This window comes from Bacillus sp. UNC69MF (assembly GCF_000746035.1).
Classification (GTDB): domain Bacteria; phylum Bacillota; class Bacilli; order Bacillales; family Bacillaceae; genus Bacillus; species Bacillus velezensis.
In genome coordinates this window covers 76,262-91,823 of sequence record NZ_JQKM01000009.1, presented here as the reverse complement: position 1 = coordinate 91,823, position 15,562 = coordinate 76,262, and the positions used below count along the sequence as shown (strand labels likewise).

The following is a 15,562-nucleotide window of genomic DNA, read 5'->3' as shown; positions in this document are numbered from 1 at the left end:
GTAAGAAAAAAGCAAAGGGAGGTTGAATCACATGACGACGTTAAACGGCAATCAAAATCTACAATTGAACCGATTCAGCCTGTGGAAGAGTTCGTGTCCTTCCTTAACCTCTGCCCGTCAAGCACGTTAATTTCGGAGTATCAGGACATTCGCAGCTCCCCGCAGGGAAAGAAGCACAGTCTTCTTTTGTCTGCGGATTTAGTCTGCCCGCAGCGCATATGAACTTTGCTGCGGGTTATTTTCGCTTGTGCGGATATTGAAAGGGGGTGAGCGATAATGACCATTAATCTTTTCTTTTTAACACTGACCATTTCAAAGCGTTTTAAAAGTGCGGAAGAGTATGAACGAGAACAGCAGGTCGAAGAGTTTTATAATGAAGCGAAAGAACGCCAGCTGAAACACTTTTATATGAACTAACGGACACGAAGGGCCAAAACGGAGGAGAAGGAGGAGATCATCATGTTCAGAATTGAACTGCTGAATCATTACACAATGGAGAAGGACCAGGTTTAGCGAGGATGTTGCTGTCACGTCGCAGACGGCCTGCATACCATGGTAAAGAAAGAAAAACTGGTAAGCGGGTGATAGCATGCAAGGCGGTCAGAACAGAATTCCATCCATCGGGCACGGGTATGCGTCAATGCCCCATTCATTTAAACACGGCTACGGCAACCCGTATCGCCGGCAGAGAATGGCGGCGCTTTCCCGGCAGACAAGATATATAGCACCGTATTATTGGTACTAGAGCAGGCGGAAAACCTACGTTTTCCGTCTTTTTTTATGAAAACAAATATAAATTTCAAATAAATCGAAACGTTCATGAAGAGAAGTGCGTCTAGTTAGTACCTCATACTAATACGAGGTAATATTATTTCTGAATAATAAATCACAGGAATGGAAAAGCGGGTGTTATACAATGTTGCAACATACATCTTCAGCATTAAAACGAATGCGCGCGAAATACTTTGCTGCATCAGAACCGGCAGAGTCAGTCATTCAGCAAATCTTGATGGACATACAGGAATACGACCGCATTTTGGAAATCGGGACCGGAAACGGCTCAATGTTTAAACAAATCATCGGACAGCTTGAAAAGGGCAGTCTTAAAAGCATAGAAACATCGAAACGTAAAATACGGAAAACACAGCGCGCAAACCGTTCGGTTATAAAAGCCGGGCTCGGAAACATTCAGCAGGGGAGGCCGGAAAGCATACCGTTCCGCGACCGCAGTTTTCATAAAGTCTTCTCGTTACATACTGCTGAAACAGTCAGCGATTACCGGACGGCATGTAAAGAAGTGTACCGCGTTCTTCAAATTGACGGGTGTTTCTATATGGTTTTGAAACCTTCGCGGATGAGTGAAAAGGATGTGATTGAGGTGCTCTATGATCAGCATTTCAGAGACATTTCAGTTGTCAGCAGAGATTCATTCCATTTTATTACTGCCATTAAATAGAATATTTCTTGGGAAATAAAAAGAGCTGCTTAAGTCACTGCAGCTCTTTTTGTGGAATTGGGCATATTTCCTTATTTTTGGTTATTTCACATATATTTTATATTAAAAAAAGTTTTTTTCTTATACAATGGTAATCAGATGACCGTACATTTTAAATATTTTGAACAAACGGAATGAATATTCATTCCGCATTTAGAAAGGGGGATGAAATGACAGCTTCAAACAAGGTTGAACTCATTATGAAAGCGTCGCTTACTTTGTTTACAGATAGAGGATTTGACGCCACGACGATTCCGATGATTGCCGCTCAGGCCGATGTCGGAACCGGCACAATTTACCGTTACTTTGACAGTAAAGAGACACTTGTGAACGTACTGTATCAGGAAAGTGCGCAGCGTTTTATGAAAAAAGTCAAAACGGACTTTCAGGGGATATCTGTAAGAGAAGGGTTTCATCACCTGTTTTATTGTCTGATTGATTTTACGAAGGAAAGTGAGTATGCATTGTTTTTTCTTGAAACGAATAAGGACGCCTACTTTCTGAATGAAACGAGCCGTAAGCTTCTTGATGAAATAACACAGATGCTTGACGTCTTTTTTCAGCGCGGCAAGTCTGAAGGCGTGCTCCGCAATCTGCCGTCCAATGTGCTGATGGCGCTGCTGCTCGGGGCATATCTCAAACTCTATCAGCTTGTCCGGACGGGAAGCGTCGAAATAACAAAACCGTTTTTGAAAGAATTGGAGCAATGTTCTTGGGATGCCATCAGAACTCATTAATTATTCGCCGAAGGAAGGAAGATCGATATGAAACAGCTAAGCGCTATACCGCAGCCGAAAACATACGGGCCTCTGAAAAATCTCCCTCACTTGGAAAAAGAAAAACTGTCACAATCGCTTTGGAAAATTGCCGAAGAATACGGCCCGATCTTTCGTTTTGAATTTCCGAGCTCTGTCGGGGTCTTCGTATCAGGCCGCGAGCTCGCGGCAGAAGTCTGCGATGAAAAGCGATTTGACAAAAATCTCAGCAAAGCTTTGCTGAAGGTCCGTGAGTTTGGCGGTGACGGACTATTTACGAGCTGGACTCACGAAAAGAATTGGCAGAAAGCGCATCGGATTTTATTGCCGAGCTTCAGCCAGAAGGCGATGAAAGGCTATCATTCAATGATGCTGGATATTGCCATGCAGCTCGTGCAGAAGTGGAGCAGATTAAATCCGAATGAAGAAATTGACGTTGCCGAAGATATGACGCGCCTGACGCTGGATACAATCGGCCTGTGCGGATTTCATTACCGCTTTAACAGCTTTTACCGCGACACACAGCATCCTTTTATCACAAGTATGCTTCGTGCGCTGCAGGAGGCAATGCGCCAATCGCAGAGACACAGCCTGCAGGACAAGCTGATGATCAAAACGAGACATCAGTTCCAGCAGGATATTGAAGAGATGAATTCGCTTGTAGACCGGATCATCGCTGAGCGGAGGGAAAATCCGGATGAGAATCTGTCTGACCTTTTAGCATTGATGCTTGAAGCGAAAGACCCTGTAACGGGGGAAAGGCTGGATGATGAAAATATCCGTTATCAAATCATTACCTTTTTGATCGCTGGGCATGAAACCACAAGCGGGCTGCTTTCTTTTGCGATATACTGCCTGCTGAAAAATAAAGATAAATTGAAAAAAGCCGTTCAGGAAGCCGAGCGGGTGCTGACGGGAGAGACCCCTGAATATAAGCAGATTCAGCAGCTGACATATATCCGCATGGTGCTAAACGAGACTTTGCGGCTGTATCCGACTGCCCCGGCATTTTCTCTGTACGCGAAGGAAGATACGGTTCTCGGCGGGAAATATCCGATTGCGAAGGGACAGCCGGTGACGATTCTGACTCCGCAGCTGCACCGGGATAAAAGCGCGTGGGGAGAAGATGCCGAGTCATTCCGCCCGGAAAGGTTCAGTGATCCCGCGGCAATTCCGGCTGATGCATATAAGCCGTTCGGAAACGGACAGCGCGCATGCATCGGGATGCAGTTTGCCCTGCAGGAAGCGACAATGGTGCTCGGCCTTGTCCTGAAACACTTTGAACTGATTGATCATAATGATTATGAGCTTACGATTAAAGAAGCTCTAACCATTAAGCCCGGTGATTTTAAAATCCGTGTGAAAAACAAGGACGTGTCCAATCATCAGCCCGTACAAAGCCAAAAAGCTGAAGGAAGCGGTCACAAAGAAGAAACGAAAGAAATCCCGTCCCACGGAACGCCGCTTCTCATTCTTTACGGATCAAATTTAGGGACTGCGGAAGGAATCGCGGAAGAGCTGGCTGATATCGGAAGAAGCAAAGGATTTTCAACTGAAACCGGCCCGCTCGATGATTATGCCGGGAAACTGCCTGTAAAAGGCGCGGTCGTTATTGTTACGGCTTCTTATAACGGGGCGCCGCCTGATAATGCGGCGGGTTTTGTGAAATGGATGGAAACCCTTGAAGATCAGGAATTAAAGGGTGTTTCTTACGCCGTCTTCGGCTGCGGAGACCGCAACTGGGCCGCCACTTACCAAAGGATCCCCCGCCTGATAGACAAAGTGCTTGAAGAAAAAGGGGCAAAACGGCTGACCTCTATCGGGGAGGGCGACAATGCCGATGATTTTGAGTACAGTCAGGAAGTCTGGGAAGACTCATTCTGGAAGGACATCATGAAGGCTTTTCATATAGAGGCCGCTCCAAAACAGACAAACAAATCACAGTTATCAATCGAATACGTAAGTGAAGCAGCCGAGACGCCGATTGCCAAAACGTACAAAGCATTTGAGGCGGAGGTCATTACGAACAAAGAGCTTCATACCGAAAGCAGCAAGCGCTCAGTCCGGCATATTGAGCTGCGTCTCCCCGAAACAGAAACGTATCAGGAAGGAGATCATCTCGGGGTGCTTCCGCAAAACAGCGGGGAACTGATCAGCCGTGTCATTCGCCGATTCGGTCTTGATCCGAACCAGCACTTTAAGATCAAGGGCCGGCAGCTGCCTCATCTGCCGATGGACCGGCCGGTTAATGCGCCGGAGCTTTTGGCGTCCTATGTAGAGCTGCAGGAGCCGGCAACGAGAGCCCAGCTTCGCGAACTTGCCGCACATACCGTGTGCCCGCCGCACCAAAAAGAATTGGAGCATCTTTATTCTGATGATGCGGCATATAAAGAAAACGTGCTGAAAAAACGAATGACCATGCTGGACCTGCTGGAAGATTATCCTGCATGTGAACTGCCGTTTGAGCGCTTTTTAGAACTTCTGCCGTCCTTAAAGGCGCGCTATTATTCAATCTCAAGCTCACCGAAGGCAACCAGCGGGGAGCTCAGTATCACGGTCGGCGTTGTGACGGCTCCGGCATGGAGCGGCCGTGGGGAATACCGGGGCGTGGCTTCGAACTATTTAGCCGGATTACAAAAAGGCGATTCTGCCGTCTGTTTCATCCGCTCGCCGCAGTCGGGTTTCGCATTGCCTGAAAATCCGAAAACGCCTCTCATTATGGTCGGAGCAGGCACAGGAATTGCGCCGTTCAGGGGATTTATCCAGGCGCGGGCTGCCGAAAAAATGTCCGGTAACAGCCTGGGTGAAGCTCATTTATACTTCGGCTGCCGGCATCCTGAAGAAGACGATCTGTACAAAGATGAATTCGACCATGCGGAGAAAAACGGCCTTGTCACCGTGCATCGGGCGTATTCCAGGTTAGATCAGGACTGTAAAGTATATGTACAGGATGTCCTGCTTCGCGAGGCTGCACAAATTATTGCCCTTCTTGACCAAGGCGGCCATCTCTATATATGCGGCGACGGAAGCAAAATGGCTCCGGCCGTGGAAAATGTACTGCTTCAGGCGTATGAAAAGGTGCATAACACCGATTCAAAAGTTTCCTTGGAGTGGCTTGAACAGCTGCAGGCGGAAGGAAGATATGCGAAAGATGTTTGGGCAGGTATGTAACAGAAGAGTGAGACAACTGAAGAATGTTTTTTAATTGAAGAAAGCCGGCACGATATTTGAAATCTACTGAATCAAAAGGAATAGTTATAGGGAGTATCGTGCCGGCCTTATCTTTAGTATCGGACAAAAGGCACAAATCTTTAATGTTTTTATTGATTTACATGCAGGCGGCTATGTCCCTTTTTTCTGAATTCCGCCAGAAATAAAACCGGATAAGACAGCAATAGCAAAACCGAAATAAATGAAATGATACCGATCCAATGAAAATGCGTCCAAAAGAAACCGCCGCAAGACCCGGCCACGCTTGAACCGATATAGTATGCAAGCAGATATAATGAAGAGGCTTGCGCGCGCTGATCACCGGCTGCGCGGCCGACCCAGGCGCTTGCGATCGAATGAGCGCCGAAAAAGCCGAAGGTAAAGACGGCAATCCCCGCGATTTTGAGCGCAAGCTGGGGCAAAAGTGTCACCGCTGCGCCGGCAAGCATAACAAAAATCGCAATCTTAATCATTTTTCCGCTTCCGAAAAGATCTGCTTTTTTCCCCATATAGACCGAGCTGAACGTTCCCGCGAGATAGACAATAAAAATAAAACCGATCACAGTCTGCGACAAATGATAAGGAGCCGCCATTAAATGAAAGCCGATATAATTATATAATGTCACAAAACTCCCCATTAATATAAATCCCAGAGATATTAACAAAAGCAGCCGTTTGCGGTGCAGGACCGCTCCGTATTCCTTACATGCCGCTTTTACGCCCGCATGCCGCTGAGATGAATGGCGCGGAGCCGGAAGAAAACGCCAAAACAAATAGCTTAATACAATAGAAAGAATGCCGATGATGGCAAGCGCCGGCCGCCAGCCGAATACATCGGTCAGAAGCCCCGTTAACAGCCTGCCGCTCATTCCCCCGATGCTTGTGCCGCTGATATACAAGCCCATCATTTTCCCGAGGCCCTTCGGATCAAACTCCTCGCCTACATATGTCATAGCGACAGCCGGAACTCCTGCCAGGAAAATACCGAGCAGCGCCCTCATTGCCAAAAGCGCGGGAAAAGCCGGACTGAACGCTGTTAATAGACCTAAAACAGAAGTAGCTGTTAACGACAGCACCATTAATTTTTTTCTGCCGAATCCGTCAGACAACGAAGCGGCGGCCAATAATGAAAATGCCAAAACGGCTGTTGAGATGGATAAAGTTAAGCTGGCAGCCGCAGCGGAAATATGAAACTCTTCCGAAAACAAAGGCATAAGCGGCTGTGTCGTGTAAAGCGTGGCGAAGGTCACAAAGCCGCTGATAAACAGAGCCAAGCTGGCCTTTCTGTAAGCCTTTGTATGAGGCTGAATAAACGTCATGAATGTCCCTCTTTTCTCACTGTTGGTTATATATGTATCGTACGCTTTTCATTTCAATGTGTCTAATTTATAATAACTATAGAATTAATGCGTGTAGGTTATGAAGAAAGGGGAGAAGGAGAAAATGGAGCTTCATCAAATTGACAACTTCATTGCGGCGGCAGCTCATCAGCATTTCACAAATGCGGCAAAAGAAAGAATGATTTCTCAGCCGGCATTAAGCCGATCGATTATCAGGCTCGAAGAAGAATTAGGCGCGCCGTTATTTTACAGAGAGACAAAAGCCGTCCGGCTGACAAGACACGGAGAGCAGTTCTTAATAAAAGCAAAACAAGCGAGAAGAGCTTTAAATGAAGGCGTTGAACAAGTGAAAAAGAATATGAGCCTGGAGCACGGCGAAATATCTGTATCATTTCTTCATACACTCGGGCTGCGCTTAATGCCTCAGCTGATTGCCGAATTTAAAAAGCTATACCCAAACGTGACCTTCCGGCTTTATCAAGGCGCAAATGAAACGCTTCGCAAAATGGTGGAAACGGGAGATGCGGATATCTGTCTCAGCTCTCCGCCGCTTCCCAGCGAGCTTTTACAATGGACAGTGCTGGAGAAAGAGCCTCTTTATGCGGTGCTACCTGAGAACCACCCGCTTGCAGGAAATAAAAGCATTCAAATGAAAGAGATGCAGGACGAGGATTTTGTGGGTTTTAAACCGGGATACGGGCTGAGGTATATGTTTGATCTGATGTGCCGGGATTTGAATATACACCCGCATCTCGCATTTGAAGGAGAGGAAGTGTCAACCATATTAGGACTGACCGCCGCGGGTCTGGGGGCTGCAGTGCTGCCGAAAACCGCGGAGCATTCATACTTTCCGGTCGTTTTTCTTCCGGTTGCAGATTACCAATGCGAACGCACCATAGCGTTAGCCCAGCTGAAAAACCATGCTCTCTCTCCCGCTGCTGAGCGTTTTAAACAGTTTGCACTTGAGTATTACAAAGCACGCAACTGAGCGGTCATTTTATTAAAATCAAAGTTGAAAATAAAGCAGAAAGAAATACAGAAAACGGAGGAAAACCATGGCGAAAAAAACAGTGAAAACAAATGCTGTCCGTATCATTGAGCAGCAAAACATTCCCTATGAGCTATTAGGTTACAAAACAGAAGGGGGACAGCCCGCAGACGGTCTTTCCGTTTCACAAAAAATCGGATACGCTGCCGAATATGTTTATAAAACCTTAGTGGCATCTGCAGGAACTGATCATTATTACGTCTTTGTCGTTCCCGTTGCAAAAGAACTGAATCTGAAAAAGGCTGCGAAGGCGGCAGGTGAGAAGAAAATAGAAATGATTGCCATGAAGGACCTTTTGGGAGTGACCGGCTATATACGCGGCGGCTGCTCTCCGATCGGAATGAAAAAAAGGTTTCCGACTTTTATTGATAGATCCGCTGAAACACTGGAGTTTATGATTGTCAGTGCGGGGAAAATCGGAATGCAGCTGAAAGCAGCGCCTCGAGATTTAGCCGAAGCAAGCGGGGCGGTATTTACAGACATTGTATAAATGTCCGGTGAATCTAATGGAATACACGTTTCAAGGGAGAATGATAATGAAAAAAAGATATGAAAACTTGAATGGCGTGAAGAATGAACATGGATTCAGGGACATGTGGAAATGGATGAAAGAACGAAGAGAAAAAAGTAAAGACTTAAGCGTGAACATTCCGAAAGCGGTCACAAGGGATGTCCGTGATGTTGCCGTCAATCGGACGGAAACCGCCATAACATGGATCGGCCATTCTTCATTTCTGATCCAAATACAGGGGTTTAACATAATGACCGACCCTGTATGGGCGCGGAGGATGGGTTTTCAAAAACGGCTGACAGAGCCGGGATATGAATTGAGCGAACTGCCTGACATTGATGCCGTGCTCATCTCACATGGGCATTATGACCATCTTGATTTTCCGAGTATAAAAAAACTGAGAGGAAACCCGGATTTTTACGTGCCTGCGGGACTGAAAAAGCTGTTCAACAAAAAAGACCGCAAAAAGGTCCATGAAATGAATTGGTGGGATCGTTTTGAGATGCGGGGGGTGAACATATCATTTGTTCCGGCCCAGCACTGGACACGGAGAACGCTTTGGGATACCGATACCTCTCATTGGGGAGGCTGGGTCATAGAAAGCAAAAACGGCGAGTCCATCTATTTTGCAGGAGATACAGGCTATTTTGAAGGCTTTAAAGAAATCGGAGAGAGGTTTCGTATTAAGGCGGCTCTGATGCCGATCGGAGCATACGAACCGGAATGGTTTATGCAAGTGTCACATATCAATCCGGAAGACGCCGTGAAAGCGTTTTTGGAGCTGAAGGCTGACAGCTTCATTCCCATGCATTACGGGGCATTCCGGCTTGCTGATGATACAGGCCCGGAAGCACTAAGCAGACTGCACGGCGAGTGGGATCGGCTTGCATTACCTCCTGAAAACCTGAAAGCATTAGCGCTTGGCGAAACATTTTGGCTGTAACAGCAGGTTTTCGCTGCCGACACCAATCGTTTAAAAACGGTTGGTGTTTTGTTGTCAACCAAAGGTGAACAGCTTTAGTATAAAACATGATTTTTCCGGAATCTGCGGTAAAAAACAAAACTTTTTACTCTTTTGTTTCATTATAAAATGAAAACGGTTTCGTATGTGTAGTATATTTAACCTATCACAATTGCTCCAGCAGAAACGGACAGGAAGGATAGAAAAACAGATGAAATACATGAATTCAAGGCAGAAAAAGATTTTGTATCTGTTGTTATCTGAACCTGATGACTACTTAGTTGTGCAAGATTTCGCAGACAGGGTCCGCTGTTCTGAAAAAACGATCAGGAATGATTTGAAAACGATTGAAGATTTCCTGAATGAACATGCTCAAGCTCAGCTGATCCGCAAACCGGGATTAGGCGTCTATTTACATATATCTGAACAGGAAAGGTCACGGTTAATCCGGCAAATTTATAATGAGCACTTTACGTGCAGGCACAAGACCGATGAAGAAAGAATACTTCACATCGCTTATGATTTATTAATGAATTCAAAGCCCGTTTCCGCAAAAGAAATTGCCGCACAGCATTTTGTAAACAGAGCTTCCATTAAAAAGGATGTAAGTGCGGTTGAAGAGTGGCTGAAGCGATTTGATCTCACGCTGGTTTCTAAACAGCGGCTCGGCTTAAAGATTGAAGGGGACGAAAAAAACAAAAGAAAAGCATTGGCGCGAATTTCAGATTTGATTGATAATGCGGAATTTACAAGCCAATTTATAAAAAGTAAGTTTTTAAGTTATGAAGCGGACTTTGTGAGAAAAGAAATCAAGTTATTACAAAAAAAACATTCTATCTATTTTACGGATGAAACATTTGAAAGTTTGCTGCTGCATACATTGCTGACTATCCGCCGTATCAAAATGAAACAGCCGGTCGCCATTTCTGCAAGACAGCTGGACGCGGTAAAAAAGAAGAAAGAATATGAATGGACACTGGCTTGTTTAAAACGGCTTGAGCCGGTATTTGCCATCCGGTTTCCTGAGGAAGAAGCCGTCTATTTAACTTTACATATAATAGGCGGGAAAGTCCGCTATCCATCGCAGCAAGAAAAGAAGCTTGATCTTGAAGATTCTGAGCTTTCCAAAGTCGTCAGGCATTTGATCAATCGTGTTTCAGAACTGAAAATGCTGGATTTTCATAAAGACCAGGAACTGATCAACGGATTGAACATTCATCTCGATCCGGTGTTGAAGCGGCTGAGCTATGATCTCTCTGTTTCAAACCCCATGCTTCACGACATCAAAAAAATGTACCCTTATTTGTTTCATCTTATCATTGACGTTTTAGAAGACATCAATCAAACATTTGATCTTTATATTCCTGAAGAAGAGGCGGCCTATTTGACGCTGCATTTTCAGGCAGCGATCGAACGGCTGCGCCGAAGCAGGCATAACCCTAAAAGGACGATCATCGTCTGCCATATGGGCATTGGCATGTCACAATTGCTGCGGACTAAAATTGAACGCAAATTTCATCACATTACGGTAAAAGACTGTATCGCAAAAGCGGAGCTGACAGAGTATATCAAAAAGCATAAAGATATAGATTTCGTCATTTCTACGATAAGGCTTGGAAATGTAACGATCCCTCATATTGTCGTATCACCGCTTTTGGAGTCTGCTGATGAAAAGAAGCTCAGCGCATTTCTGCAACAGCTTGATATATCACACCGCCGGGAGCAAAAAACGTTTAAAATGCTGAACGATACGACTCCGTTTCTCGTTTTTTTACAGCAAGAGACAGAGCATCGTTATCAGGTCATTGAAAAGCTGGCGCAGGCTTTGTATGAAAAAGGCTATGTAGAAAAAGAGTATGGCATTCATGCAGTAATGAGAGAAAAAATGTCGGCGACAAATATCGGGGCGGGTATTGCCATCCCTCACGCGAACTCTAAATATATCAAACAATCAGCCATTGCAATCGCCACCTTAAAAGAGCCGATTGAATGGGGGACAGAAAAGGTGTCGCTCGTTTTTATGCTTGCCGTTAAACACGAAGATCAAAACAAGGTAAAGCAATTATTCAGTGAGCTTTCCTATCTTAGCGAGCAGCCGGCATTTATTCAAAAACTGACGGAAGAAAAAAATGTGATGACGTTTTTATCGTATTTAAACTATTAAAAGCAGGGAATGGCTCCCTGCTTTGTTTCAGTTTATAGGAAAAAATGCCGTTATTTCCGGAACTTATGGTAAAAAAACGCGCTTATCACAGGCTGATTTCAGTATAAAGTTGAGACAAGATCTTGAAATTCAGACTGCAAAGGAGGATTTATATGAAACTGTTAGCGATTACATCATGTCCGAACGGCATTGCCCATACGTATATGGCTGCTGAAAATTTACAAAAAGCAGCCGGCAGATTAGGCGTTGAGATCAAAGTGGAAACCCAGGGCGGAATCGGGGTGGAAAATAGGCTGACCGAAGAGGAAATCCGGGAAGCAGACGCAATCATTATCGCGGCGGACCGCTCGGTGAACAAAGACCGATTCGCGGGAAAAAAGCTGCTGGCCGTCGGGGTTCAGGAAGGCATCCGCAAACCGGAAGAATTAATTCAAAAAGCGCTTAGCGGTGAAGTGCCGGTCTATCAATCTGCTTCAAAAGCTGAATCCGCAAGTCAGCAGGGCAAAAAACAAAACCCGATTTACCGTCATTTAATGAACGGCGTTTCTTTTATGGTTCCTTTCATTGTCGTCGGCGGATTATTGATAGCGGTTGCATTGACGCTTGGAGGAGAAAAAACACCAAAGGGCTTAGTCATTCCGGACGAGTCTTTTTGGAAAACGATTGAACAGATCGGCAGTGCTTCTTTTTCATTCATGATCCCGATTTTAGCCGGGTACATCGCGTTCAGCATCGCTGATAAGCCGGGTCTTGTCCCCGGAATGATCGGCGGATATATTGCGGCATCCGGCAGCTTTTACGACAGTGCAAGCGGCGCAGGATTTCTTGGAGGAATCATTGCGGGATTTTTGGCGGGATATGCGGCGCTTGGAATCAAAAAATGTAAAGTTCCTAAAGCAATTCAGCCGATTATGCCGATTATTATTATTCCGGTGTTTGCTTCACTGATCGTCGGTTTGGCGTTTGTCTTTCTGATCGGCGCCCCCGTCGCTCATATTTTCGCATCATTAACGGTTTGGCTTGCGGGAATGAAAGGTTCGAGCTCAATTCTCCTGGCATTGATTTTAGGAGCGATGATCTCCTTTGATATGGGAGGACCCGTAAACAAGGTGGCCTTTCTTTTCGGATCGGCAATGATCGGAGAAGGAAATTATGAAATTATGGGCCCGATTGCCGTTTCCATTTGTATACCGCCGATAGGGCTTGGGATTGCAACGTTTTTAGGAAAAAGAAAATTCGCAGCCGCAGAAAGAGAAATGGGAAAAGCATCATTTACGATGGGCCTTTTCGGTATCACGGAAGGAGCCATTCCATTTGCGGCCCAAGACCCCCTTCGTGTGATCCCGAGTATTATGGCGGGTTCTATGACCGGCTCGGTGATAGCGATGATCGGCCATGTGGGGGACAGAGTGGCACACGGCGGACCCATCGTTGCTGTACTTGGAGCAGTAGATCATGTACTGATGTTTTTTATCGCTGTAACAGCAGGCTCTCTTGTCACCGCTCTGTTGGTTAATGTACTGAAGAAAGATATGGCGAAATCCCCCGCGCCCGGTGAGGTGCTGCCGTCTGCCGCACCAAATGAAGCTGCAGCGGCAAAAGAAACAAAGGAACCATCTCAGGCTGACAGCCGAAAAGCCGGGATGACCGAAATCAAAAAACTGACTGACATTATCAGTACGGACTTGATTGAACCGCATTTATCCGGAGAAACGAGGGATGACATTATCGATGAAATGATCGAGAAATTGTCCCGTAAAGGTATGCTGCTGTCTGACAGCGGATTTAAGCAGGCCATTTTGAGCCGTGAACAGCAGGGAACCACGGCGATAGGTATGAATATCGCAATTCCGCACGGAAAGTCTGAAGCCGTCAGAACGCCGGGTGTCGCATTCGGAATAAGACGTTCGGGTGTTGACTGGAACAGCCTTGATGGTTCTGATGCAAAACTGATTTTTATGATTGCCGTACCGAAGGAAAGCGGCGGAAATCAGCATCTGAAAATATTGCAGATGTTATCCCGAAAACTGATGGATGACAGCTATCGGGAAAGGCTGCTCTCCGTTCAGACAAAAGAAGAGGCGTATGAGCTTCTGGAAGAAATCGAATAAAGCGGGGGATGATCATGTCTACTGAACCGATGTTTTTCAATCCGGTTTTCAAAGAAAGGATTTGGGGAGGCGCCGCCCTGCGTGATTTTCACTATAATATTCCGTCCGAGCGGACAGGGGAGTGCTGGGCCTTCGCCGCTCATCAAAATGGACAGAGCACAGTTCGAAACGGCATGTATAAAGGATGTACGCTCGGTAAATTGTGGGAGCATCACAGAGATTTATTCGGAAACCTTGAAGGAGATCGTTTTCCTCTTCTTACAAAAATTTTGGATGCGGACCAAGACCTGTCCGTTCAGGTGCATCCGAATGATGACTTTGCCAAAATGCATGAAAACGGGGAACTTGGAAAAACCGAATGCTGGTATATCATTGATTGTGAAAAAGATGCGGAGATCATTTTCGGCCACAACGCAACAACAAAAGAAGAACTGATATCCATGATTGAGCGCGGAGAATGGGACGGGCTCCTGAACAGAGTTAAGGTAAAGCCGGGAGATTTCTTCTTTGTCCCAAGCGGCACCGTACACGCGATTGGAAAGAGCACACTTATTTTAGAGACGCAGCAAAATTCAGATACGACTTACAGATTGTATGACTACGGAAGAAAAGATGCGGACGGCAGGATGCGCGAGCTCCATTTGGAAAAAAGTATAGAAGTGATAGACATTCCATCTGTCCGTGAACGGCCGACCGTTCAATATAAACAAACAGATGATCTGCTGGCAGCTGTTTTAATAGAATGCCCTTATTTTTCAGTCGAAAAGTGGGATGTAAAAGGTGAAGCAAATCTATTCCAGCATCATCCCTTCCTTCTTGTCAGCGTGATCGAAGGAGACGGAATAATGAGTGCAGGCGGACATGAATATCCCTTTAGAAAAGGAGATCATATTCTCCTGCCTTCCGGTTTGGGAGAATATAAACTGGCAGGCCATGCAAATTGTATTGTGTCTCATCTGTGATCCTCAAAACCCTTCTCTAGCATCAGAGAAGGGTTTTTTATTATTTTTACAAAAAGGACGGAATTTCCAGTGTATCAGTGTTTTCGTTCCTGAATTTATTCTCTCAATTTGTATATCTCCCGAGCCATTGATTCAAGTATGTACATAGCGGGGATTTGGGTGGTGACATTCGCATTTTCAACCCATTCTTCCGTCACGTAATATGAAATATTCACATCGGACATTTTGGCAATGGTTGAATGTTTATGATTTGTAATACTGATGACCCGGCTGCCTTCTTGTTTCAGCTGATTCAGATGAGTCACCGTAGAATCTCCTTCACCTGAAACCGATAATGCGATTGTTATGCTGTTATGACGGAAATGGGAATGGGCCGGAAAGTAAGGATCTTTAATATACATTGAAAGTTTCCCTAAGCACGAAAAATATCTGGCCCCGTATTCGGCGAGAATTCCTGAACTTCCCACTCCGATAAAAATGACGCTTTCTGCATCGGCCGCAAGGGCTGCTGCTTCCTTCAGCTTTTCTTCCATCTCTCCGTTTACTGTTCTTTCAAAAAACTCGGCAACGGAATGATGGGGACTCTTTAAAATCGTTTTTTTATTTGCCTCCGTATACATTTTCAGCTTCACCTTAAACTCCGAAAACCCTTCACAGTTTATTTTTTTGCAGAAACGTAAAATAGAAGCCGTAGATACATGGGTTTCATTTGCCAATTCACGGATTCGCATATAGACGACTTTCTCGCTATTTTGGGAGATGTAGTTGTATAAAGAAGTTTCAAGCTCGTTAAATGAAGCAATCATTTCGTGTGTGAACATGCAGGGGGATTCTCCTTTTTATGAGAATGGTGAATGTACATCTAATCGTAACATATCATTTTTAAAAGAAACATAGTGTTATATTTATGTGACAAATCACTTTTTGTGTCATTCAAAACAAGACGTCAGCCAATGATTTACGGCGCAAAACAACTGCGGATATAATTCGTTCATACGCGTTATG

13 protein-coding genes are annotated in these 15,562 nt (G+C 45.3%); 11 read left to right on the top strand and 2 right to left on the bottom strand.

Going from position 1 to position 15,562, the window contains the following annotated elements; genetic code table 11:
- Positions 1 to 276 precede the first annotated feature (276 nt).
- From BR62_RS19140 to BR62_RS0108650, 5 genes are all read left to right on the top strand, one after another.
- Positions 277 to 417 carry a YrzI family small protein gene (locus BR62_RS19140; RefSeq protein WP_003152787.1) on the top strand — a complete coding sequence of 47 codons (141 nt, stop codon included), beginning with the start codon at positions 277 to 279 and terminating at the stop codon, positions 415 to 417.
- A gap of 172 nt (positions 418 to 589) precedes the next feature.
- Positions 590 to 745 (top strand): hypothetical protein, encoded by a 156-nt coding sequence (locus BR62_RS19700; protein ID WP_007408227.1) that lies wholly within the window; start codon positions 590 to 592, stop codon positions 743 to 745.
- Between the two features lie 171 nt (positions 746 to 916).
- Positions 917 to 1,456: a class I SAM-dependent methyltransferase gene (locus tag BR62_RS0108660; protein WP_007408228.1), complete on the top strand. Its 540-nt coding sequence runs from the start codon at positions 917 to 919 to the stop codon at positions 1,454 to 1,456.
- A 209-nt stretch (positions 1,457 to 1,665) separates the two neighbouring features.
- On the top strand, positions 1,666 to 2,232 hold the full coding sequence (locus tag BR62_RS0108655; RefSeq protein ID WP_014418456.1) for a TetR/AcrR family transcriptional regulator: 567 nt from the start codon (positions 1,666 to 1,668) through the stop codon (positions 2,230 to 2,232).
- A 27-nt stretch (positions 2,233 to 2,259) separates the two neighbouring features.
- Positions 2,260 to 5,421, top strand: coding sequence for a bifunctional cytochrome P450/NADPH--P450 reductase (locus BR62_RS0108650; protein WP_032870524.1), 3,162 nt, complete (start codon positions 2,260 to 2,262; stop codon positions 5,419 to 5,421).
- Between the two features lie 149 nt (positions 5,422 to 5,570).
- On the opposite strand, the gene BR62_RS0108645 is transcribed toward BR62_RS0108650, so the two are convergent.
- Positions 5,571 to 6,779 carry an MFS transporter gene (locus BR62_RS0108645; RefSeq protein ID WP_007408230.1) on the bottom strand — a complete coding sequence of 403 codons (1,209 nt, stop codon included), beginning with the start codon at positions 6,777 to 6,779 and terminating at the stop codon, positions 5,571 to 5,573.
- Positions 6,780 to 6,903: 124 nt separating this feature from the next.
- On the opposite strand from BR62_RS0108645, the gene BR62_RS0108640 reads away from it, so the two are divergent.
- The 6 genes from BR62_RS0108640 to manA all read left to right on the top strand — a co-directional run bounded on the left by BR62_RS0108640 (position 6,904) and on the right by manA (position 14,557).
- Positions 6,904 to 7,788, top strand: coding sequence for a LysR family transcriptional regulator (locus BR62_RS0108640; RefSeq protein WP_015240269.1), 885 nt, complete (start codon positions 6,904 to 6,906; stop codon positions 7,786 to 7,788).
- A 67-nt stretch (positions 7,789 to 7,855) separates the two neighbouring features.
- Positions 7,856 to 8,338, top strand: coding sequence for a Cys-tRNA(Pro) deacylase (gene ybaK, locus BR62_RS0108635; protein ID WP_032870522.1), 483 nt, complete (start codon positions 7,856 to 7,858; stop codon positions 8,336 to 8,338).
- A gap of 46 nt (positions 8,339 to 8,384) precedes the next feature.
- Positions 8,385 to 9,302 carry an MBL fold metallo-hydrolase gene (locus BR62_RS0108630; protein ID WP_032870520.1) on the top strand — a complete coding sequence of 306 codons (918 nt, stop codon included), beginning with the start codon at positions 8,385 to 8,387 and terminating at the stop codon, positions 9,300 to 9,302.
- Positions 9,303 to 9,531: 229 nt separating this feature from the next.
- Positions 9,532 to 11,484, top strand: coding sequence for a mannose transport/utilization transcriptional regulator ManR (locus BR62_RS0108625; protein ID WP_032870518.1), 1,953 nt, complete (start codon positions 9,532 to 9,534; stop codon positions 11,482 to 11,484).
- A gap of 152 nt (positions 11,485 to 11,636) precedes the next feature.
- Positions 11,637 to 13,595, top strand: a complete 1,959-nt coding sequence (locus BR62_RS0108620) for a fructose-specific PTS transporter subunit EIIC (protein ID WP_032870516.1) — start codon at positions 11,637 to 11,639, stop codon at positions 13,593 to 13,595.
- Between the two features lie 14 nt (positions 13,596 to 13,609).
- A complete protein-coding gene (gene manA, locus BR62_RS0108615) occupies positions 13,610 to 14,557 on the top strand; it encodes a mannose-6-phosphate isomerase, class I (protein WP_032870514.1) in 948 nt (315 codons plus the stop codon).
- A 95-nt stretch (positions 14,558 to 14,652) separates the two neighbouring features.
- Here the strand turns inward: manA and BR62_RS0108610 are convergent, their stop codons facing one another.
- On the bottom strand, positions 14,653 to 15,378 hold the full coding sequence (locus tag BR62_RS0108610) for a MurR/RpiR family transcriptional regulator (RefSeq protein ID WP_032870512.1): 726 nt from the start codon (positions 15,376 to 15,378) through the stop codon (positions 14,653 to 14,655).
- Between the last annotated feature and the right edge of the window lie 184 nt (positions 15,379 to 15,562).